This is a genomic window from Streptosporangium sp. NPDC000509 (assembly GCF_042898365.1).
GTDB lineage: Bacteria > Actinomycetota > Actinomycetes > Streptosporangiales > Streptosporangiaceae > Streptosporangium.
The window spans coordinates 127,198-148,827 of sequence record NZ_JBIAYX010000014.1; the positions used below are offsets into that span (position 1 = coordinate 127,198).

General features: G+C 72.3%; 16 protein-coding genes. 6 read left to right on the top strand and 10 right to left on the bottom strand.

Translation table 11 applies throughout. The features are described 5' to 3' along the window. Positions 1-262: 262 nt before the first annotated feature. Positions 263-1,150 carry a sulfotransferase gene (locus ACFY3D_RS25370; RefSeq protein WP_362897298.1) on the bottom strand — a complete coding sequence of 296 codons (888 nt, stop codon included), beginning with the start codon at positions 1,148-1,150 and terminating at the stop codon, positions 263-265. 30 nt (positions 1,151-1,180) lie between these two features. Between ACFY3D_RS25370 and ACFY3D_RS25375 the strand changes: the two genes are divergently transcribed. From ACFY3D_RS25375 to ACFY3D_RS25385, 3 genes are all read left to right on the top strand, one after another. Further along, complete coding sequence (locus ACFY3D_RS25375) at positions 1,181-2,107, top strand: LD-carboxypeptidase (protein ID WP_350947715.1); 927 nt, start codon at positions 1,181-1,183, stop codon at positions 2,105-2,107. Positions 2,108-2,146: 39 nt separating this feature from the next. Beyond that, entirely contained in the window at positions 2,147-3,076 is a 930-nt protein-coding gene (locus ACFY3D_RS25380; protein WP_350947714.1) for a hypothetical protein, read from the top strand. Between the two features lie 346 nt (positions 3,077-3,422). Beyond that, complete coding sequence (locus ACFY3D_RS25385; RefSeq protein WP_389983382.1) at positions 3,423-6,098, top strand: Hsp70 family protein; 2,676 nt, start codon at positions 3,423-3,425, stop codon at positions 6,096-6,098. 128 nt (positions 6,099-6,226) lie between these two features. Here the strand turns inward: ACFY3D_RS25385 and ACFY3D_RS25390 are convergent, their stop codons facing one another. From ACFY3D_RS25390 to ACFY3D_RS25410, 5 genes are all read right to left on the bottom strand, one after another. Further along, positions 6,227-8,152, bottom strand: coding sequence for a dynamin family protein (locus ACFY3D_RS25390; protein WP_389983385.1), 1,926 nt, complete (start codon positions 8,150-8,152; stop codon positions 6,227-6,229). Between the two features lie 58 nt (positions 8,153-8,210). Continuing rightward, complete coding sequence (locus ACFY3D_RS25395) at positions 8,211-10,097, bottom strand: dynamin family protein (protein WP_389983388.1); 1,887 nt, start codon at positions 10,095-10,097, stop codon at positions 8,211-8,213. Between the two features lie 181 nt (positions 10,098-10,278). After that, positions 10,279-10,533, bottom strand: a complete 255-nt coding sequence (locus ACFY3D_RS25400) for a hypothetical protein (protein ID WP_386208001.1) — start codon at positions 10,531-10,533, stop codon at positions 10,279-10,281. 170 nt (positions 10,534-10,703) lie between these two features. Beyond that, positions 10,704-12,464: a glycoside hydrolase family 15 protein gene (locus ACFY3D_RS25405; protein WP_350947709.1), complete on the bottom strand. Its 1,761-nt coding sequence runs from the start codon at positions 12,462-12,464 to the stop codon at positions 10,704-10,706. 9 nt (positions 12,465-12,473) lie between these two features. Further along, positions 12,474-13,118, bottom strand: a complete 645-nt coding sequence (locus ACFY3D_RS25410) for a YitT family protein (protein ID WP_389983392.1) — start codon at positions 13,116-13,118, stop codon at positions 12,474-12,476. A gap of 75 nt (positions 13,119-13,193) precedes the next feature. Here ACFY3D_RS25410 and ACFY3D_RS25415 point away from each other — a divergent pair, with 75 nt between their 5' ends. Further along, positions 13,194-14,630: a PLP-dependent aminotransferase family protein gene (locus tag ACFY3D_RS25415; RefSeq protein WP_389983395.1), complete on the top strand. Its 1,437-nt coding sequence runs from the start codon at positions 13,194-13,196 to the stop codon at positions 14,628-14,630. Positions 14,631-14,714: 84 nt separating this feature from the next. Here ACFY3D_RS25415 and ACFY3D_RS25420 read toward each other — a convergent pair whose 3' ends face one another. Both ACFY3D_RS25420 and ACFY3D_RS25425 read right to left on the bottom strand, forming a co-directional pair. Further along, complete coding sequence (locus ACFY3D_RS25420; protein WP_350947707.1) at positions 14,715-15,320, bottom strand: trimeric intracellular cation channel family protein; 606 nt, start codon at positions 15,318-15,320, stop codon at positions 14,715-14,717. A 61-nt stretch (positions 15,321-15,381) separates the two neighbouring features. Continuing rightward, positions 15,382-16,881 (bottom strand): peptide MFS transporter, encoded by a 1,500-nt coding sequence (locus ACFY3D_RS25425; protein ID WP_389983398.1) that lies wholly within the window; start codon positions 16,879-16,881, stop codon positions 15,382-15,384. Positions 16,882-17,060: 179 nt separating this feature from the next. Here ACFY3D_RS25425 and ACFY3D_RS25430 point away from each other — a divergent pair, with 179 nt between their 5' ends. Both ACFY3D_RS25430 and ACFY3D_RS25435 read left to right on the top strand, forming a co-directional pair. Then, positions 17,061-18,896, top strand: coding sequence for an AMP-dependent synthetase/ligase (locus ACFY3D_RS25430; protein WP_389983401.1), 1,836 nt, complete (start codon positions 17,061-17,063; stop codon positions 18,894-18,896). A 172-nt stretch (positions 18,897-19,068) separates the two neighbouring features. Further along, the gene (locus tag ACFY3D_RS25435) at positions 19,069-19,926 is read left to right on the top strand and encodes a hypothetical protein (protein ID WP_389983404.1); all 858 of its coding nucleotides are present in this window, start codon (positions 19,069-19,071) and stop codon (positions 19,924-19,926) included. A 32-nt stretch (positions 19,927-19,958) separates the two neighbouring features. Here ACFY3D_RS25435 and ACFY3D_RS25440 read toward each other — a convergent pair whose 3' ends face one another. Beyond that, complete coding sequence (locus ACFY3D_RS25440; protein ID WP_350947703.1) at positions 19,959-20,972, bottom strand: NAD(P)/FAD-dependent oxidoreductase; 1,014 nt, start codon at positions 20,970-20,972, stop codon at positions 19,959-19,961. Next, the gene (locus ACFY3D_RS25445) at positions 20,969-21,625 is read right to left on the bottom strand and encodes an isoprenylcysteine carboxyl methyltransferase family protein (protein ID WP_389983408.1); all 657 of its coding nucleotides are present in this window, start codon (positions 21,623-21,625) and stop codon (positions 20,969-20,971) included. The genes ACFY3D_RS25440 and ACFY3D_RS25445 overlap by 4 nt, the downstream gene beginning before the upstream one ends. Positions 21,626-21,630 lie beyond the last annotated feature (5 nt).

Genomic DNA, 21,630 nt, shown 5'->3' on the forward strand with positions numbered 1-21,630 from the left:
CCGGCGAGGGTGCCCCGACGTCCGGCACCTGTTCCACGGCCGTCGCGGTCCCCGTGCGTCGGCCGGGGGACATCCGGCCCGGCGCGACGTTCGAGATCCCGAACTGGTGACCGCGCCCCGAAGCCCGTGGTAACCGGCCGGACGGCGGCGACGGCAGGGGGCGGCCGTGCCCGGTCGCCGGCAGGAGAGGTTCGGCGCCGGAGCGCGCACGACGGCTCCGGCTCGCCCGGCGAGCCGGAGGCATCCTCGGCCGGGGCCGACGTCAGGATGACGCGTAGCCCAGGCGGGTGAGCTCCTCGCGGGCGACCTTGGACACCAGTTCGGCGTCCTGGCCGCGCAGGCGGGTGCGCCAGACACCGACCTTCGGCACACTCCTGCCCAGCAGGGCGATCTTCGGGACCCGCGTCTCCAGGAAGTGGCAGAGCCCGTCGAGGGACTCGGCGGGGGAGGAGACCAGATCCTCGTAGCGCAGGGTGAGCATCTGCTCCCGGGGCAGCTCCTGGTGGAGCGAGGCCGACAGCCGCACCGCGCTGCGCCAGCGTAGCGCGCACTTGCCCGCCGTGGGCATCGCCTTCCAGCGCTCGCGGTGCTCGCCGGAGTTGACGCCGAGGAAGGGGTTGGGAAACTCCGTCTCGTCGCTGAGCAGAGCCGGCTTGAACCACCTCAGGGACTCGGGGTCGGCCAGCATGTCGGCGGCCACGTCGCGGCCGTCCCTGATGAGCTGGACGAAGCGGGCGTCGGGGAAGGCCTGCAGCAGCACCGAGGCACTGTAGAGCAGGTCGGGGCTCGCGTCTCCGAAGCGGACCACGGAACCCGGGGCCGCGCAGGGGCCCGCCCCGGTCACGCCGCCCGCCTCCCGGCAGGTGGGCGGGCACTCCCCGCAGGCGCCGGGGACGATCTGCCAGGACTCGGCCAGGGCGTCGCGGAGCACGCGGGTCGCGCCCATGCCCCGTCCCGCGATCGAGGGCCGCCGGGCGAAGGCGTAGACGACGTGCGCCACCGCCGCCCGCCCCATGGTGACGTGGAACCCGGGGGAGCGTTTCAGGGCGCGGGCCAGCAGATCCGCGCCGGAGTGCGGGGCGGCGAGCACGAATACCGGCCTGCGGACCTTGATGCCGTTGACCACCAGGATGTGGGGCGGAGGTCGCATATGAAAGCCCAGTGTGGCACCGTTTGCGGAGTGAACGAACCGGCTGCCGGGATACCGGTCCCGCCTCCGCCGCGTCCCGGCGACACGGTGGCGGTGGTGGCCCCGTCCGGACCTCCCGATTCCGAGCGGCTGGCGCGCGGCGTTCGCGTCCTGGAAGGGCTCGGGCTGAAGGTCGTCATCGGCGCCCACACCCTCGACAGGGACCGCTACCTGGCGGGCTCCGACGCCGCCCGCGCCTCCGATCTGCTGGACGCCTGGTGCGATCCCGCGGTGAGCGCGGTGTTCTGCGCCCGCGGCGGTTACGGCGCGACCCGTCTCCTCGGTCACCTCGACTGGGACGCCATGCGGGCCGCCGGTCCCAAGGCGCTCGTCGGCTCCAGCGACATCACCGCCCTGCACAGCGCGTTCGCCGTGGAACTGGGCCTCGCCTCCTGGTTCGGGCCGATGCCGGCCTGCTCCACGATCAGCGACCCCGAGGGGCCCGAGCCGCGCACCTTCGAGAACTTCACGGCCGCGCTCGCCGGAGCCCCGCCGACGATCACCGGCGACCGGGTGATCGTTCCCGGCGACGTCACGGCGCCGGTCACCGGCGGCAACCTCAGCCTGCTGGCCGCGCTCTGCGGCACTCCGTACGCGCTGTCGGCGCGAGGCCGGATCGTCCTGCTGGAGGATGTCGCCGAGGCGCCGTACCGGATCGACAGGATGCTCGTCCAGCTGCTGCAGACCGGGGCACTCGACGGGGCCGCCGGGTTCGTCCTGGGGTCCTGGGTCGGCTGCGGCGACCCCTACCCGGTGCTGGAGGAGCTGCTCGCACCGCTCGGAGTGCCCGTTGTCGCAGGGCTTCCGATAGGGCATGGAGAGCCACAGTTCTCTGTATTGCTCGGGGCACTTGGTGCTATTGATGCAAAATCGTGCTCTCTGGCCTACTCAACAGGGGGCGTCGGCAAGGCACTCTAGGTGCGAACCTAGGAGGAAACCGGCAGAGGGGGCGCACGCGTGAGATTGTTCCGGCGGCACCGTGACCGGCGGACCGAGACGCCGAGGCGTCCGGTCGAAGAGGTCGATCTCGACTCCCTGCTCGCCCTGGTCGCGGACAATCTCGGCTACGCCTGCTCCTTCGACCCCGGCGGCGGGACCCTCACGCTCACCGGCCCGCGCCGGGTCGTGGTGCGCCTGGCCGGGCTGCGCGCCGAGGCTCTCAGGCGCTCCCGCGAGGACTGGCCGGTGATCGTCTCCGCGTACCTGTCGCACACCCTGGCCACGGTGGACGAGCCGTTCGACGCCTGCGACCTGGAGCAGGTACGCCCGCTGCTGCGCACCCGGATCCAGCTCGACGACGACCTGGATCCGGCCCGCGTGGTCGGGCGCCACCTCACCGCCGACCTGGTCGAGGTGCTCACCGTCGGTGACGGCGACGCCGGGCGCCCGGTCCGCCCCGAGGAGGTCGGCTGCTGGCCGATCACCGCGGCCCAGGCCCTCGACCTGGCCCTGGAGAACGCGCGCGGGGACGAGCGGCTCTCGGTCACCGAGGGTGATCTCGGCGGGGTGGCCGTGCGCAGGCTCACCGGTCCCACCGAGGGCGCCGCCGCCCACCTCCGCAGGCTGGGCGACTACCTGCCGGTTCCCTCCGACGGGGTCCTCGTCGCCCTGCCCGACCCGGCGACGCTCATCGTCCACCCGGTCGAGGGCATCGGCGTGGTCCGCGCGATCGAGCGGCTTCGGCTGTTCGCCCAGCGGGAGTTCGACATGCGCGCCGGGGCGCTCAGCCCTCAGGTCTACTGGTGGCACGCCGGCCGTCTCTCCCTGATCAGAGCCGACCTGGTCAGTCAGGACGGGCAGACCCGGCTGGTGGTCGCGCCCCCGCCGGACTTCGCCCGCGTCATCGCCGCCCTGGCCGTCCGCCCCGACGGCGGCATCGGCGGCTGATCCCCGCGAAGCCGGTCACCCGCGCCCGGCCCTTCGCGTTCCGGGGCCCTCTCGCGCCGCGGCGGACCGTGAGGGAGACGGAACCGGCGCGGTCGCGAGAGGATGGGGACGCGACCGCCCCGCCTTTCCGGTCCCCGAACGTTTCCTTTCGTGCTCCGACCGTCGTCGCCGGATGCGGAATGATGGGATCTGGATCTACGAACGCCGTCGGAACGCCGATGTCGGGACGTGGAGACCCCGGGGTTGTCCGGTCCGCGCGGCGTGAACCCCCTCGCGCCGCTTGACCGCGACGTGAGGGGAGAGTCTCCGGTCGATCCGGCCGGGGAGGAGTTCAAAAGGAGTGGACATGGCGCAGTGGTGCCTCGGTGTCGATCTGGGGACGAGTTTCTCCGCCGGGGTGATAGCGGCGGAAGGACGCTTCGACGTCCTGGAAGTCGAGGGAGAGCGGCGCATTCCCTCCGCGGTCATGCTGGACGAGCGGGGGACGCTCGTGGCGGGCAGGGTCGCCCAGCGGGGCATCGCGACCAATCCCGAGCGTGTCGAGCGCAACCCGAAGCGCTATGTCGGCCGGAAGCGGATGTTGCTCGGAGGCGTCCCGGTGGACGTGGCCGACGCCCTCGCGGCGCTGCTCGAACCGTTCGTCAGTGAGGGGCGTCGGCGGTTCGACGGCGCCGACCCCGACTGCATCGCGCTCACCCACCCGGTGGCCTGGGGCGCCGACCGCAAGGCGGTGCTGCTGGCGGCGGCGAGGAAGGTCGTGAGCGGGGTGCGGATCGCGCTCATCGACGAGCCCGTGGCCTCGGCCCGATACTTCGCGTCCGCGGGGCGGGCGGTCGGCGGGTCGCGGCTCGCCGTCTACGACCTGGGCGGCGGCACGTTCGACGCGGCCGTCCTCACCGTGGACGGCGGTGACTTCGCGGTCGTCGGCGAGCCGGGGGGCAGCGACGAGATCGGCGGCGAGGGTTTCGACGAGCAGGTCTTCGCGTTCCTCGGCGCCCAGATCGAGCGGATCGACGCCGACTGGTGGCAGCAGGTGACGACCAACCCCGAGCGTCGCTACGTCAGCTACGCCGCCGACCTGCTCAAGATGGCGAGGGAGGCGAAGGAGACGCTGTCGAAGTTCGACACCTCCTCCCACTACGTGGTGGGCATCAACGAGGACGTGCACATCACCAGGGCCGACCTGGAGGATCTCATCGGCGAGGACATCCGCAGGACGGTGGACATCCTCGACGAGACGATCCGCGGCGCCGGGGTCGAGATGGACGAGCTGGCCGCGGTGTTCATGACCGGCGGGCCCAGCAGGATGCCGCTGGTCCAGAAGGCCGTGCGTGAGCGCTTCGGCGAGCGGGTCAGGACCTACGACGACCCGAAGATCGTGGTCGCGTACGGCGCCGCGCAGCTGGCCTGGAAGCTCAAGGTCGAACACCGCGAGCCGGGCAGGGGCTCCGCTCCCGCCACCGGCGGCCATCCGGTCTCGCCCGCCACCGGCGGTCATCCGGTCCCTCCCGGTGCCGGGCGGCTCTCCGGTGCGGGGCAGCGGCCCTTCCCCGGCCAGGTGGCGGACTCCCCGGTCCTCGCGGGTGGCGCCGCCCTCGGGGCCGGGGGCAACCTGCCTCCCGGGACGTCGGTCGCCGCCCCGGCCGCGGCGCAGCGGGCCTTCACCGGCCCGGCGAGCGGTGCCACCGGGGACCACCGGGTGCTCGCCGGCCCCGGGGGCGGCGCCACCGGCGGCCACCGGGCCGTCACCGGCTCGGCCGCGGGTACGGGGGGCACGCTGGGCGGGCCCACCGTCCAGGGGATCGAGAAGGTCATGGACGCCGTGCTCGAGGCGCGGGCGGAGGCGGGCCGGGTCTTCGTCCACCAGGCGTTCGAGAGCGGCCACCTGCTGCGCAGGCTCGACGGTGCCGGGGGCCGCCACGACAGGGAGTTCCGCTTCGGCAGGCTCGTGGAGTGGGCCGCGTCCGGTGAAGGTGTCGTGGCCGTGGAACAGGTGGGGCCCGCGCAGGTGCTGGTCCGCACCCTCACCCCCGACCTGGCCGTTCGCGCCACCCACCCGGCACAGATGTGGGACGACCCGACCGTGATCGTTCACGGCCGTACGGCGTGGGTCTTCTTCAACTCCCGGCAGCCCGTCCCGGTCGACGCCACGATGGGTCTGCCCTGGGGGGAGACCGGCAGCCTGGCCGTGATCGAGCTCGACCTGGGCGGGACCTTCGCGTTCCAGGCCCCCCAGCCGCGCGAGCTGGGCCCGTACGCCCAGTGGTTCCTCAACGAGGACAACAGGCTGCGCCGGCTGCTCGACCAGGAGGCACCCGGCGGCAGCGAGCCGTCGCCCTCGGTGGGCGCGCCGGGCTGCACCGTGGTGCTCGGGCAGTTCAGCAGCAACAAGCCGATGTTCCAGAACAGGCACCAGGACTTCAGGCCGTGGCAGGTGCTGTGCCTGGTCGACCCCGGCGGTGTCGTGCGCCCGACGGTGCGCGAGCCGGGGCGGAGCTGGCTGCATCAAGTGGTCCTGCACCGGGGCAGGTGGTTCACCTCCGGCTCGGCGGGGCTGGAGGCCGACACCGCCGACGGCAGGACCAGGCTGATCATGCCGCGGCCCCGGGGCGGCGCGCTGCGCTGGTTCCCGGCGGGCGATCAGATCTACGCGGTCGGCACCGACCAGGTGAGCCCCGCGAGGGGATGGTCGGTCGGGATCTTCGACCAGCGCTCCCAGACGCTGGAGTTCCTGATGGGCAAGCAGTCGGCGACCCTGGCCGGTCACCTCACCTCGCGGCATCGCTGGGAGCGCCCCAGGTTCGTCGCCGACGGCGACTCGATGTGGATGACCATGCTGGACGCGGGGCGCAGCAGGCTGCTGCACATCACCCCGGCGGGGGCGCGGGAGGTGCACCGCACGCCGGGGGTGTTCGAGCCGGTCGCCCGGGTTCCCACCGGCCTGCTCTGCCTGCACCGCCCCGCCGACGCGACCGGCACCACCCGCGACCAGCCCGCCACCCTGGTGCACCTGCCGCTCTGATCGTTCGCGGCCCCGGCCGGCCGGGACGAAGACCGCCGCGGCGGCGTCGCCCGTCGTTCCGGCGGCCACCGGAACGACGGACGGCGGGACGAGCCCCGGCCGCGATCACGCGACCGGGAGATGCCCGGTCAGGTCGCGGCGGGCACCGGCCGTTCCGCGCCCAGGGCGGCCACCGCGGTGGCCAGTTCCTTGCGAAGCTCCTCGCCGCGCTTGGTGAGGGTGCCGATCGCGGCGATGCGATCCTCGCCCGACTTGCGAGCCTTGAGGCGCTCGGCGGCCGAGCGGGCGGAGGCGGACTTCAGCTCGGCCCGTCTGGTCTCCAGCTCCCTGCGGCGCCGTGCCAGGCTCTCGTCCGCGGTCTGCTCGACGCCCACCCGCCAGGTCGCCACCATCCGCTCCAGGTCGAGCGTCATCTCCCTGGCGACCACCGAGAACTGGTCGCGCAGCGCTCCCCTGATCGCCGCCTGGCTGCGCTGCACCTTCTCCATCGAGCGCCGCCCCATGAAGATGGCCGCCCCGATGGCCGGGGCGACGAGGATGAAGCCCACCGGGCCGAGCAGGGCCGTGGCGAATCCGCCCAGGGACAACCCGATCGAGGCCGAGGGCAGCACGTCGCGGACCAGATCCACGCTGCCGGGGTCGTCCGCGGCGAGATCGCCCCTGACCTGGACCTGCGACAGGCTGGGCATCGCGCGCCCGTCGGTGGCCAGGTCGACCGGGTCGAGGCCGAGATCGCGGGCGAAGGCGTCCAGCGTGGTCCTGGACAGCTTCTCCACGTCGTAGACGATCTGCGACCACGCCGCCTCCAGCGAGCGCTGCACGCTTTCCGGTAGTTCCGCCATGTACTGGTCGATCTGGGCCTGCTTTTTCAGCGTGGCGATCGTGTTCTCGTACGGCTGGCGGATCTCGGACACCCGCGCCGCCACGATGCCCGCCACCTCGCGCCCGAGGAAGGTGTTGGCCACCGCGCCCGCCCTGCGGCGCCCCGCCAGCTCGGCGAGCTCCGCCAGGCCGGCGTCCACCTCGGCGAGCCGGGCCGTGACGTCGCCCTCGTCGTCGGAGCCTGCGGCGACGTCGTCCTTCGCGCCGGTCGCGAGCGAGGCCAGCACCGACAGCGCGGCGGCGACCACCGTGGCGCCCCGCGCGGAGTCCCTGCCCTCGGCGAAGCCGCGCAGGTACCGCTCCAGCACGTCCATGCCACTGCGCGCCCGCAGCGTGTCGGCGCGCTCGGTGCGTCCCTCACGCCGCTTGGCCTCCGCGGCCTCGGCGAGCTTGGCGCTCACCGGGATCCACGGCGCCTCCAGGAGCGGGGCGAGCGTCGCCGCCCTGCGGGGGTCCGCCGCGATCGCCTCGGTGACGAAGGTCGCGAGGCGGGTCTTGTTCTCCTCCTGCAGAGCGCGCCAGTTGGCCGAGTCCTCCACCTTCGTCAGGACGAACGCGATCGCCTGGACCCGTTCGGCGGCCTCGGCGAGGAACTCCAGCTCGTGCCTGAGCACCGGCTGGTCCTGCGCGCTGAGCGTGAACAACAGCGCGTCGGCCCGTTGCAGCATGGCCACCGTCACCTGCCGGTGGCCCACCGTCAGGCTGTCCACGCCGGGGGTGTCGAGCAGCCGCAGACCGTCGAGCAGCGGGTTGTCGAGGGTGATGTCGACACTGACGACGTCGCGGCGCTTGCCCGCGTCGCCGCGCATCGAGGCGTAGTCGGGGATCGACTCGATGGTGATCGGCATCTCGACCGGCCCCGCGTCGGTGCCGCGGTGCACGACGGCGGTGAGCCGGGGGCCACGCCGCAGCGACAGGAAGCAGTTGGTGGCGACGTCGGCGTCGACGGGCAGCAGGTCGGGGTGGGACACCAGCGTGTTGAGCAGCCGGCTCTTGCCGCGCTTCTGTGCCCCGGCGACCACGATGTCGGTGCACTCGTCCTTCCATCGGCCCGCGCACGCGGCCAGCACCTCCGCGAGGTCCTTCCTGCCGCACTGCCCGGCCAGCGCGTGGACCTCGTTGGCGTAGCGCAGCAGCCTGGCCACGGGGCCTGCCGGGTCGGGGGTCGTCATGGTCGTGCTCTCCTGTCGGGGATGGTCGGGTGTCGCGGGGGATGGGCCGGGGCCGTACTCAGGAACCGTCGCCGTAGTGCGACCAGATGGTCTCGTACGCCTCGCACAGCGTCTCGGCCGCCCGCCGCTGCCGCAGGGAGAGCGGCCGGTGGGTGAGGGTGCGGAACCGGGCACTGAGGGCGGCGGCGTACCCCGCGACCTCGGCGCGCGGTGCCCCGGGCGGCGCCCCGAGCTGGGTGGCCAGCTCGGATCCGGAAAGGAGGAGTTCCAGGGCCCGCCGGTCGTCGGCGGGGACCATCGGGGAGGCCCGCAGCGCCTCGATCGCGGCGGGGTCCACCCGGACCACCGGGAGCGGTTCGCCGCCCCCGGCACTCGCGGAGGACGCCCGCCCGTCCCGCGCGGCCCCGTTCGACGCCTCCTCCAGAGCCGCCTCCTGCAGAGCCACCTCGTCCAGCGCCGCCGAGACGAGATCCTCCAGGACGGTCAGCACGTCCCTGGCCCGGTGCCCGCCGGTCCTGCCCTCGCTCATCATGGCGAGGGTGCGCCAGCGCATCGCCGCCGCCGTGGCCGCGGCGGCGATCTCCGCGGCCGGGGCTCCCGCGGGCAGGCCCAGCTGTTCGGCGGGCTCGTCGTGGCGGGCGAGGCGCAGGAGCTCGGCGGTCATCTCCTCGTTCAGCACGAGCGCGCCGCGGCCGAGCGCCTCGGCGGCGGTGAAGATCCGCAGGCCGCCCAGGGAGGTCGCGATCGGCCGGTTCTCGTCGAGCTGGGCCGCCAGCGCGTCCAGGGTGGCGCGGTCGGCCCCCATCGCGGGTGTGCGGGCGATCGCGCGAAGCCGGGTGAGCGCGTCGAGTGCCTTCAGCTGGTCGGCGCGGCGGGCGAAGTGGGCGATGCCCGCGGCCACCGAGCCGGTCGCGGCCCGGCCGGCGGAGGAGTAGCCCGAGCGCTCCAGCAGGTGGGCGGAGAGCGCCTCGGGGTCGGCGGACCCGGTCGCGCGCACCGCGTCCACCGCGCTGGTGATGCCGTAGCGGTGCAGCCGCTCCACCAGCCGGTGCCGTACCTCGGCCGGTACGGGCAGCTCGGGCGCCGAGCGGAAGTCGTCCAGGTCCAGGAGGTAGTCCTCCAGGTCGTCCTCGTCGAGCCCGGCCAGCGCCGTGAGAGCCTCGGCCTCCTCGGCGCCGAGCGGGCGGGCCCGCGCGGTCTCGGCGAGCAGGCCGATCACCGGGACCACGTCGAAGACGGAGGTGCGCAGGTCCGCGTACCCCTTGGCGGCCAGCCGCCTCGCGGTCGGCCACGGGTCGTCCTCGTCGCCGCGCCGGTCGATCTGGCCGAGCACGGCGAGGGTGTTGACACAACTCATTCCGCAGGCGTCGGTGAGCCCGCGGAACTCGGCGAGGGTGGTGTCGTCGAACTTCTGGACGTAACGCAGCACGTAGATCATCGCCTGCGCGCGGTCGTCCTCGTCTCCCGAGCCGAACAGCATGCTTCTGGCCGCCCGTTCGTTGGCGGCCGTCACCGTGTTCATACCGGGGGTGTCGACGATGGTGATCGTGCGTAGCGACGGCAGGTTCAGGGTGACCCGCAGGCGTCGGATCCCGGCCACGTCGACGCCGAACTCGGAGGGGAGCCGGTGCCCCGGCAACAGCCGGGAGTGGGCCACCCCGCCGTCGGTGAGTTCGATCGTGATGTGGCCGTCGTCCTCGCCGTACTCGTACTGGGTGACCACGAAGGTGCACTCACCGGCGTCCACCGGGGCGACGGGCAGCCCGAGCAGCGCGTTCACCAGCGTCGACTTGCCGCTGCTCACCGCGCCCGCCACCGCGACCCGCAGCGGCGCGTCGAGGCCGGCGCGCACCTGCCCCACCCGCTCGCGCAGCTCGGCGCCGGAAAGCCTGGCCGAGGTGGTGTCGCACAGGCGGCGCAGCAGGTCCGCCGGTCCGGTGTTCACACCTCACCGCCCCGGCCGCCCGGCGTGTTCCCGCTCTCGGTGGGCGTCGCCCGGACCGGGAACGGGGGAGGGAACGCGGGTCGCGTCCTCATCGCAAGCCTTCCTCGTCGGCCCGCCCGTGTGACCCGGATCCGGGTCCCCTCTCGGTGAGATCACACGGGCTCGTGCCGTTCTCTTTCGGTCAGACGGTCGGGAAGGGGCCCGCGGTCTCGGTGTAGTCGGCGACCCCGTCGCCGTTCAGGTCGACGCGGGTCTCGTCGATGTAGCCGTCGCCGTCGTGGTCGAGGTAGACGACGTCGGTGACGCCGTCACCGTCGATGTCGTAGCGCTCCTCGTCGGCGAGACCGTCACCGTCGACGTCGATCAGCTGGGCGTCGGTGCTCCCGTCGCCGTCGTAGTCGACCAGATCGGTGGTGGTCACGTCGAAATCGCTCATTGGTTCGTTCCTTTCCGGTGGTGTTACATCGGGTGAGAGTCACGATCGCACCGGATTGTTGCAGCCCGATCCCAGATTTCTTAGCAAATTTCCGAAAAGTCGGCTGCCCGTCACGACTTATTCGGAACAAAAGGGATGAATTGGGATGAAAGGGCTTGAGGGGGGTCGGCTCAGCTGAGCGCGCGGGCGGCGTGGATCAGCGGAACGTGGCTGAACGCCTGCGGGAAGTTGCCGACCATCCGGCCGTATCGGGGGTCGTACTCCTCGGCGAGCAGGCCGACGTCGTTGCGCAGTGCCAGCAGGCGCTCGAACAACTCGACGGCCTCGTCCTTGCGGCCGATCATCGCCAGGGCCTCGGCCAGCCAGAAGCTGCACGCCAGGAACGCGCCCTCACCGCCGGGCAGGCCGTCCACGTCGTTGTCGGGGGAGACCGGGTAGCGCAGCACGAAGCCGTCGACCATCAGCTCGCGCTGGATCGCCTCCACCGTCCCGACCACGCGGGGGTCCTCAGGGGGCAGGAAGCCGACGATCGGGATGAGCAGCAGGGCCGCGTCCAGCTCCTGCGAGCCGTACGACTGGGTGAAGGTGCGGCGCACCGGATCGAAGCCCTTGTCGCAGATCTCGGCGTGGATGCGGTCGCGCAGTTCCTTCCAGCGTGCCAGCGGGGCGGACTTGCCGAAGGACTCCACCTGCTTGATCGCCCTGTCGACGGCGACCCAGCACATGACCTTGGAGTGGACGAAGTGCCTGCGCGGACCGCGGACCTCCCACAGTCCCTCGTCCGCGTCCTCCCAGTGTTTCTCGACGTAGGCGATCAGCTCGTACTGGAGGGTCCACGCCCGATGATCCGCCTCAAGGCCCGAGATGCGGGACAGGTGCAGGGAGTTCATCACCTCGCCGTAGACGTCCAGCTGGAGCTGGTCGACCGCGCCGTTGCCGATCCTGACCGGCCGGGAGTTCTCGTAGCCGGGTAGCCAGTCGAGCTCCTGCTCCGTCAGCCTGCGCTCTCCCGCGACGCCGTACATGATCTGCAGGTCCTGGGCGCGGCCCGCTATGGCCCGCAGCAACCAGGACCGCCACGCGCCCGCCTCCTCCAGGTATCCGGCGCCGATCAGGGCGTCCAGGGTCATGGTGGCGTCGCGCAGCCAGCAGTAGCGGTAGTCCCAGTTGCGGACGCCGCCGAGGTCCTCGGGCAGCGAGGTGGTCGGGGCGGCGACGATGCCGCCGGTGGGGGCGTACGTGAGCGCCTTGAGCGTGATGAGCGAGCGGACCACGGCCTCGCGCCACGGCCCCTGGTAGGTGCACCCCTCGACCCACTCGGCCCACAGCGAATCGGTCTCGGCCAGTTGCTCGTACGGGTCGATCTCGACGGGCCTGGGCTCGTGTGAGGGGTGCCAGGTGAAGACGAACGCCATGCTGTCGCCCTCGGAGACCTCGAACTTCGCCCGGTGGGCGTAGTCGCCGCCCTCCAGCGGGACGGGGGAGTGCAGCCACACGGAGTCGGGTCCGCCGATGGCCTGCAGGAGGCCGTCGCTGCGGCGCACCCAGGGCACGATGCGGCCGTAGTCGAAGCGGACGCGGATCTCGGTGGCCATCCGCACCGTCCCGGACACGCCCTCCACGATCCTCACCAGGTCGGGGTTGGTGTGCCGGGTGGGCATGAAGTCGGTCACCCTGACCGTTCCGTCCGGGGTGTCCCACTCGCTTTCCAGGATGAGGGACTCGCCCCGGTAGCGGCGCCGGGTGGCGCGCGGCCGCTCGGCGTGCGCGGGACCGATCCACCACTGGCCGTTCTCCCTGTCGCCGAGCAGCGCCCCGAAGCAGGAGGGCGAGTCGAAGCGCGGCAGGCAAAGCCAGTCGATGGAGCCGTTCCGGCCGACCAGGGCCGCCGACTGCATGTCGCCGATGAGAGCGTAGTCCTCAATCCACATGCCTCGACGCTAATGCCTCCGCACGGTCCATGGCGGCCTGCGGAGAAACCGGGCGCCCGGCCGCGTCCTGGGCATGAAGAACTGGGTCAGCGGCCCGATGGCGAGGGCGAAGACCAGCGTCCCCACCCCCACGGTCCCGCCGAGCAGCCAGCCCGCCACCAGCACGGTGACCTCGATGACGGTGCGCGCCAGGCGGATGGACAGGCCGAGGCGGTTCAGTCCGGTCATCAGGCCGTCGCGTGGCCCGGGGCCGAGCCCGGCGCCGATGTAGAGGCCGGTCGCCGCGCCGGTGGCCACGACGGCGAGCAGGAGGTAGGTCCAGCGCACGGCGAGCGCGTCCGGGGTCGGTAGCAGCCACATGGCCGCGTCGGCGAACAGCCCGAGGAAGACGACGTTGCTGAGGGTGCCCACGCCCGGTCTCTGCCGCAGCGGGATCCACAGCAGCATGACCAGGGCGCCCACGATGATGATCCAGGTGCCGATCGAGAGGCCCATGTGGATGGAGAGTCCCTGGTGGAAGACGTCCCAGGGGCTGCCGCCCAGCCGCGACTCGATCTGCAGGCCGACACCAACGCCGTAGAGGGCGAGGCCCGTGTACAGGCGGGTGAGCCGGTTGGGAAGGGAGGCGACGGTGGACAGGGAGAGTTCGCTCATGATGGCGTTAATCGTTCAGTCCACGCGGCCGGATTGAAAGGGCCAATTTCGAGAAGTGGTTTTACGATGGCCATCATGGACCGGTATCTCAGCGGCACCCAGCTCGCCCGCCTCCTCGCGATCGACCCCGCGGCCAGGCCGTACTACCGGGTCCTGGCCAGGACCGTGCGGTCGCTGGTCCTCGACGGGCGACTGCCCGTGCGGGTGCGCATGCCCGCCGAGCGGCACCTCGCCGAGGCCCTGGGCGTCAGCCGCACCACCGTGACCTCGGCCTACGACCTGCTCCGCGAGCAGGGATACCTGGAGAGCAGGCAGGGGGCGGGGAGCTGGACCGCGCTGCCCGACGCGGGTTCGCTGGGCGCCGACAACCCGTGGATCGCCGCCGTGGACGACGGGCTGCTGCCGCTGCACGCCGCGGCCCCGAGCGCGATCTCGTCGCTGCCCGACGCGATCGCCGCCGCCGCCGGCCAGTATCCCCGCTACACGCTCGGCATGGGCTACGACCCGGTCGGGATCGCTCCGCTGCGCCAGGCGATCGCGGCCCGCTACACCGCGCGCGGGGTGGCCACCCGGCCCGAGCAGATCCTCGTCACCACCGGCGCCCAGCAGGCCATCCACCTGGTGACCGCGATGCTGCTCTCGCCGGGAGACCCGATGCTGCTGGAGTCGCCCACCTACCCGCACGTCATCGGCCTGGCCAGGATGCGCGGCGCCAGGATCGTCCCGGTCGGCGTGCCGGACGAGGGCTGGCGTGACCTGGACCTGCTGACCTGCGCGATGCGCCAGTCGGCCGCCCGCCTCGCGTACGTCATCCCCGACTTCCAGAACCCGACCGGGCATCTGATGGACGACACCGCGCGGGCGGCCCTGGCCGCCGCGGCGAGGCGGTACGGCACCACTCTGGTGGTCGACGAGAGCTGGGGCGAGCTCGCGATCGACAAGGGGCCCGAGGTCACGCCGCTGGCCGCTTTCGACACCGACGGCAGAGTGATCACCATCGGATCGGCGTCCAAGCTGTGGTGGGGTGGGTTGCGCATCGGCTGGATCCGCACCACCGCCGCCACGGTCCGTCACCTGGCGATGCTCCGCGCCTCCGTGGACATCGCGAGCCCTCTCTTCGAGCAACTGGTGGTGGCCGGATTGTTCGAGGACATCGAGGAGGCCAGGACCGAGCGGGCCCGTCTCCTCGGCGCCTCCAGGGACGTCCTGGCGGCGGAGCTGGCGGCGCGCATGCCCGACTGGAGCTTCACGTTGCCCGCGGGTGGCGGCTCCATCTGGGTGCGGCTCTCCGGCCCCACGGCCACCGCGCTCGCCGACGCGGCCGCCTGCCAGGGGGTTCGTCTCGCCCCCGGCCGGTGGTTCGGCGTGGACGGCACCCTGGAGGGGAGACTCCGCCTCCCCTTCACCCACCCACCTCAGGTCCTCGTCGAGGCGGTGCGGCGCATCGCCGAGGCCAGGATCAGGGGCGCGTACGGCACCCGGCCCGCCGAGCCTCTCACTCCCGCTCTGTGAACGGCCCTGTGAACGGCCTTGCGAATCCCCGCGAGGCGGCGAGCGGGCCGACGGGGCACTCTGCGGCAGGGCGGGGCGCGCGGCTCACTCAGAGGTGACGCCCCTGGCCAGCGGGGCCCGCAGTTTCAGCCGCATGGCCGCGATCCGCAGCCCGAAGGCGAGGAGTGCGGCGGACAGCGTGGCCGGCCAGCCGTGCAGGGCGAGGGTGTAGAGCGACGCCATCAGTGCCGAGCCGAGCATGGCGGGCACCGCGTACAACTGGCGGTCGTACAGCAGGGTGGGGATCTGCCCGGCGAGGATGTCGCGCAGGATGCCGCCGCCGACCGCGGTGGTGACCCCGAGCAGGACGGCGTGCAGCGGGGTGAGGCCGAAGTACATCGCCTTCTCGGTGCCGACCGCGCAGAACAGGCCGAGTCCCGCGGCGTCGAAGACGTTCACAGCGGGCATCACCCGCTCGACGTGCGGATGCCAGAAGAACACGATCACCGTGGCCACCAGGGGGACGACCACGTAGCCGACACTGGAGAAGGCCGCGGGCCGTACGTTCAGGATCAGGTCGCGCAGGATCCCGCCGCCCAGCGCGGTGATCTCGGCCAGCACGGCCATGCCCACCACGTCGAGCCGCCTGCGTACACCGACGAGGGCGCCCGAGAGGGCGAAGACGAAGATCCCGACGAGATCGAGCACCATATTCACAGATAAATCATCCCATGACCGGACATATGGGCTTTCCATGGGATCGAAGGGGTCATCAGCGTGGCGGAGCCGTGCTCGGCGTCCGATGCTCGCGCATCATCGCATGCAGCCTGCCGGCGAACGCGAACAGCGCCAGTGACGCCACGATGGAGATCGTGGCGAGGGTGAGGAAGTACGCGGGCTCCGACATGTGGTTCCTCAGCCGTCCCGTCTGCCCGCCCACCGCGTCGCCCACCGAGAAGGAGAGGAACCACAGCCCGAGCATCTGGCTCTTGAACGCCTCGGGGGCGAGCTTGGTGGTGACCGAGAGCCCGACCGGGCTCAGCGCCAGCTCCCCGAAGACCTGGACGAGGTAGACCAGCACCAGCCACCACACCGAGATCCTCCCGGCCTGGGCCAGCATGGCGGCGAGAGCCATGATCATGAAGCTCAGGCCGTTGATGAGAAGTCCCAGGGAGAACTTGTGGGGAGCGGTCACCCGGTCTCCCAGCCGGACCCAGAGCGCCGCGAAGACCGGCACGAAGATCATGATGAACAACGGGTTGAACGCCTGGGTGGTCGCCGGGGTGATCGACAGGCCGAAGAGCGACAGGTCCGTGTTGTTCTGGGCGAAGAACAGCAGCACGGACGGGGCCAGATCGTAGATCATCCAGAAGACGGCGGCGGCGGCGAAGAGCCAGACGTAGGCCTTCATCCGGGAGCGCTCGTCGTCGGTCAGGTTGTGGCTGCCCAGCAGGATGTAGCCGAAGTAGAGGACCGGCACGGCCACGATGAGCAGCGTCATCACCAGGGAGAAGGCGTCGAGGCTGAAAGTGCCCGAGGCCACCCACGCGGCCAGGGCGCCTCCCGCCACGAGGACGGCCGCGACGAGGGCGAGGGCGAAGTGCCGGCGCTCGCGCGAGGTCAGCCGGTGGCCGGGCCGCTCGCCCACGCCCATGAGGTGGCGCGCGCCCAGCACGTACTGGGTCAGGCCCAGGGCCATCCCGACCGCCGCCGCGCCGAAACCCAGATGCCAGCGGTCGCCCGTGGCGAGCCGGCCGACAACGATGGGGGCGACGAAGGCGCCGATGTTGATGCCGAGGTAGAAGATCGAGAAGCCCGCGTCCCTGCGCGCGTCGTCGTTCGGGGGGTAGAGCTTGCCGACCATCGTGGAGATGTTGGGCTTCAGCAACCCCGTCCCGGCGATGATGAGGAGCAGGCCGAGCGCGACGAAGACGCCGCCGCTGACCGGGACGGCCATGCTGATGTGGCCGAACATGATGACGACGCCGCCACACAGCACCGCCCTGCGGGCGCCGAGTATCCGGTCGGCGATCCACCCCCCGGGCAGGGCGACGAGATAGATGAGGGCGCCGTAGATGCCGATGATCGCCTGGGCGGTCTGCTGGGTCAGCCCGAGGCCGCCTGTGGCGGGGGAGGCGGCCATGAAGGTGGCGAGGATGGCCCGCAGGCCGTACCAGCTGAAGCGCTCCCACATCTCGGTGCCGAACAGTGTGGCGAGGCCGCGCGGGTGCCCGAAGAAGGTCTTCTCGCGAACTCGTCTCCCCGATGGCATGCGTCCCCCCGAACGTCATCGCGTGATCAGAGGCTAACTCTACGTACATCCCCTGTCCGTGCGGGAAAGACGGCGGTGCGACGGGGCGTTTCTTCTTTCTCGCAGGGGTTGTCCGAGGGGAACGGCGTGTGGTGCGATGCATGCCACTCGTGCAAGTGAACACTTTCAGGAGGCACGTCATGGCCGGTGTCCTTGAGGAGCGTGCGGCGATCGAGCGGGAGATCGCGGGCCGTACGGTCTGCGATCAGTTGAAGGAGGCGGCCGAGAGCAACCCCGACGCGCCGGCGTACTCCGACCCGGTGGAGGGGGGCTGGTCGACCCTGACATACTCCCAGGCCAGGCAGCGGGTCCTGGAGATCGCGGCCGGTTTCGCCGCCCTCGGGCTGGAGCCCGGCGAGGCGGTCGCGCTCATGATGATCAACCGCAGCGAGCACGTGCTGGCGGACCTGGGCGCGGTGCACGCCGGTGGGGTGTCCTGCTCGGTCTACTCGACCTTCGCCCCGGAGCAGGTGGCCTTCGTGGCCGGTGACGTCGGGGCGAGGATCGCGGTGCTCGGCGGACCGGCCGACCTGGCCAGGTGGGAGCCGGTCCTGGACGAACTCCCCGGGCTGCGCAAGGTCATCGTGCTGGAGGGCGCCCCGGCCGGCGACCGCTTCCTCTCCTGGGACGACTTCCTCGCCCTCGGCCGCGAGACGCTCGCCGCCGACCCCGAGGCCGTCGACGCCCGCTGGCGGGCGGTGACCGCCGACGACGTTCTCACCGTCCTGTACACCTCGGGCACCACCGGCAACCCCAAGGGCGTGCCGCTCACCCACTCCAACGTGTTCTTCGAGGTCGTGGCCACCACCCGGATGGCCGACCTGCCCAACAACGGCACCCAGATCTCCTACCTCACCTACGCGCACATCGCCGAACGGGTGCTCAGCCTCTACCTGCCGCTCTTCAAGTTCTCCCACACCCACTTCTGCACCGACCTCACCCAGCTCGGCGCCACCCTCGGCCAGGTCAAGCCGGTGCTGTTCTTCGGCGTGCCACGCGTGTGGGAGAAGATGATGGCCCGCCTGCAGGCACTGCTGGCGACCCAGCCGGAGGAGCAGCAGGAAGGCGTGCGCAGGGCGATGGCCGCCGGGCTCGCCTACGTCGAGGCCAACCAGTACGGGCGCACCCCCTCGCCCGAGGTCCTGGCCGCCTACGAGCAGGCCGACGCCGCCCTGCTCTCGATCATCCGGTCGATGATCGGTTTCGACAACGCGGGCTGGCTCGCCACCGCGGCCGCGCCCATGCCGCTGGAGGTCCAGCGCTTCTTCGCCGGTCTCGGCCTGCGGATCCTGGACGTGTACGGCATGACCGAGACGACCGGCGCGTTCACCGCGAACGCCCCCGAGCGCTTCAAGCTCGGCACGGTCGGGCAGGCGGGTCCCGGCGTCGAGGTCAGGATCGCCGAGGACGGTGAGATCATCACCCGCAGCCCGGCCAACACCCGCGGCTACCTCGGGCGCCCCGAGGCCACCGCCGAACTCCTCGACGAGGACGGCTGGCTGCACACCGGAGACGTGGGCTCCATCGACGAGGACGGCTTCGTCAGCATCGTCGACCGCAAGAAGGAGCTCATCATCACCTCCGGGGGTGAGAACATCTCCCCGGCCAACATCGAGAACCACCTCAAGGAGCACCCGCTCATCGGCCAGGCCCTCGCCTACGGTGACAGCAGGCCGTACCCGGTGGCGATCCTCACCCTCGACGGCGAGGTGGCCCCGGGCTGGGCGCAGGCCAACGGCATCTCGTTCACCACCCTGGCCGACCTCGCCGAGCACCCCGACGTCCTCAAGGCCGTCGAGGGCGCGATCGCCGCCGCCAACGAGAAGCTGGCCCGCGTCCAGCAGGTCAAGCGCTGGCGCCTGCTGCCGGTGGAGTGGACGGCCGAGAGCGCGGAGCTCACCCCGAGCCTGAAGCTCAAGCGCCGCGTCATCCACTCCAGGTACGCGGAGATCATCGACGGCATGTACGAGAGCTGATCGCGGGCCGTCCACGAGCCGCCCGGCGCCCGCCGTCGCCGGGCGCCGGGCACCCTCCCTCCCGGGCGCGGGGCCCTGCCGGAAAACGGTCACGGCGGCCGGTCCCCGCTTTGCCCAACGGGGCGTGTGTCCTCTACCTGCTTGTTACCGGCGGCCTCCTAGCGTCCTGATCATGACGATGAGAGTTCTTCTCGCCTCCCTGGCGGCCGGAGCAGCGACCCTGCCGGTACCGGTGGGAGCCCCGGCCGCGGCCGTCGAGGACCTGACGATCCGCTCGGTGACCCTGCGCCCCGCGACCCCGGTGGTCGGGCCCGCCGACTCCGTGCGCATGGTGATAGAGGTGGTGGCCCGGGGGGTCACCGGCCCCGAGGGGGTGAGGATCAAGGTCGAGCCCGGCGCGCCTCCCGCCTCGGCGCACACCTCCTTCCCCGTCACCGCGTCCCGCCCGGGGACGCCTGCGCGGCCGGGGCCCGGCCGGGGCCCTGCCCTCGCGCCCGGTCCGGTGCCCGGCCCGGCCTCCTCCGCCCGCCTCGCCCCCGGCGCGGCCGGGGCGACGAGCCAAGAGGGCGGCTCCCGTCCGGGAACGGGCTGGGAGACCTGGCGGTTCGCCCCGGAGAGGAGCCTGAACCGCTGGTACCCGGCGGGACCCTGGACGGTCTCGGTGACCGCCAAAGGCGCGGACGGCGCCGAGGTGACCGGGCACGCGGGCTTCCTGCTGAAACGCCTGACCAGGTTCGGCGGGGTCGAGGCCGTCAGAGAGGGTTCGGGCGTGCGGGTGACGGGCGTGCTGAACAGGGTCGATCCCCAGGGGGACCTCGACTACGCGCCCTTCCCCGGCCAGCCCGTGGAGATCCTGCACCGGCCGGGGGAGAAGGCCCAGTGGAAGAAGGTGGCCGGTGCCACGACCGACTCCCGGGGACATTTCACCAGGGCCGTGGGCGATCGCACGGGTGGTGAATGGCGGATCCGCTTCCAGGGCACGAACCACTACGCCCCGAGGCTGGGCATCGTCCACCAGGTCTCGCGCTAGGGGTTCTCCCGTACGCGCCGCACCGGTGAGGGTCAGGCCAGGGCGTGCACCGCCGCACCGAACAGGGAGGGCATCCGCCGGGCGGCCGGGACGATGAGCCGTCCCGCCGTCCGGTACCTGCGGGTGCCCACCAGCGCCCCGGTGAGCAGCCGGTGGCGCCGGGACAGCCGCAACCAGGCGGCCTCGTACGATCCGGGGGTGCCGGCCCGCAGGCAGTCCACCAGCAACCGCGCGGACGTCAGCGCGAGCGACACCCCCTCCCCGGTGAGCGCGTCGACGTAGCCGGCCGCGTCGCCGACGAGCAGCACCCGCCCGGCCACCCGGGCGCGTACCCGCTGGCGTAGCGGCCCGGCCCCGCGCACCGGGGTCGCCGCCGGTCCCCGCAGCCGTTCCAGAAGTGCGGGAAAGTCCGCCAGGTGCTCCGGGTAGCCGCGCCGCCGCGAGCTCAGCACGGCGACGCCCACCAGGTTCTCGCCCACCGGTGTCACGTACGCCTCGCCGTCCGCCGCCCAGTGGACCTCGACGAAGTCCGTCCACGGCGCGACCGGGTAGTGCCGCCGCAGCCCGTACCTGCGTGGCCCGCGTCCCGGCAGCTCCAGCCCGAGCAGGGCGCGCAACGGGGAGTGCAGGCCGTCCGCGGCCACCAGCCATCGGGCACGCAGGCCCGCGGCCTCGACCCCGTCGCCGTCCTGCCGTACGCCGTCCACCTTGCCGGGCACGACCTGCACGCCCAGCTCCCGCGCACGCAGGGCCAGAGCGGCGTGCAGCGCGGTCCGCCGCACGCCCAGGCCGGACCCGTCGCGGAACGCCGCCTCCACCTCGTGCCGCCGGTCCAGGTAGCGGATGCCGCGCAGCGGCCTGCCCTCGACCCGAACTCCCAGCGATCCCAGGGCGGCGGTCCCGCTGGGCATCAGCCCCTCACCGCACGCCTTGTCCACCGGGACGGCGCGGGGCTCGACGACGACCGCCTCCATCCCCGCCATGGCGGCGTGGATGGCGGTGGCGAGACCGGCCGGGCCTCCGCCCGCGATCAGGACGTCGATCACGCCGGTGTCCCGCCGGCGCCCGGCGGAGCGTCGGTGACCGGCGCGTCCTTCGACGGCCGGGTCACCGCCCCGGTGGACGGTACGGTGGCCGGCGCGGTGGACGACGTCGTGACGGGTGGCGCCGCGGCGAGTGAGGCCAGGGCGTCGTTCTCGCAGCGGATTCGCACCACCATCAGCGCGGCGTTGAGCACGGTGAACACCAGCGCGGTGACCCACGCGCTGTGCACCAGTGGCAGCGCGGCGCCCTCGACGGCGACCGCGACGTAGTTGGGATGGCGCAGCCACCGCAGCCGGTAGGGGCCGCGCTCCACGAGCGTCAGGCCGGGCACGACGATGACCTGGGTGTTCCACTGCGGGCCCAGGGAGGTGATGCACCACCAGCGCAGGCCCTGCGCCGCGACCACCAGGACGACCATCGGCCAGCCGAGCGCGGGCACGAAGGGCCGGTCGGCGAGGCCCGCCTCCAACAGGCATCCGGCGAGCAGGCCGGTGTGCAGGACGACCATCCACGGGTAGTGTCCCTGCCCGGACATCACCCCGCCGCGCGCCATGCTCCAGCGCGCGTTGCGGCGGGCGACGACCAGTTCGGCGACGCGCTCCAGGCCGACGAGCAGCACGAGCAGTGGATACCAGGACGACAGATGCCAGGACATCGGGC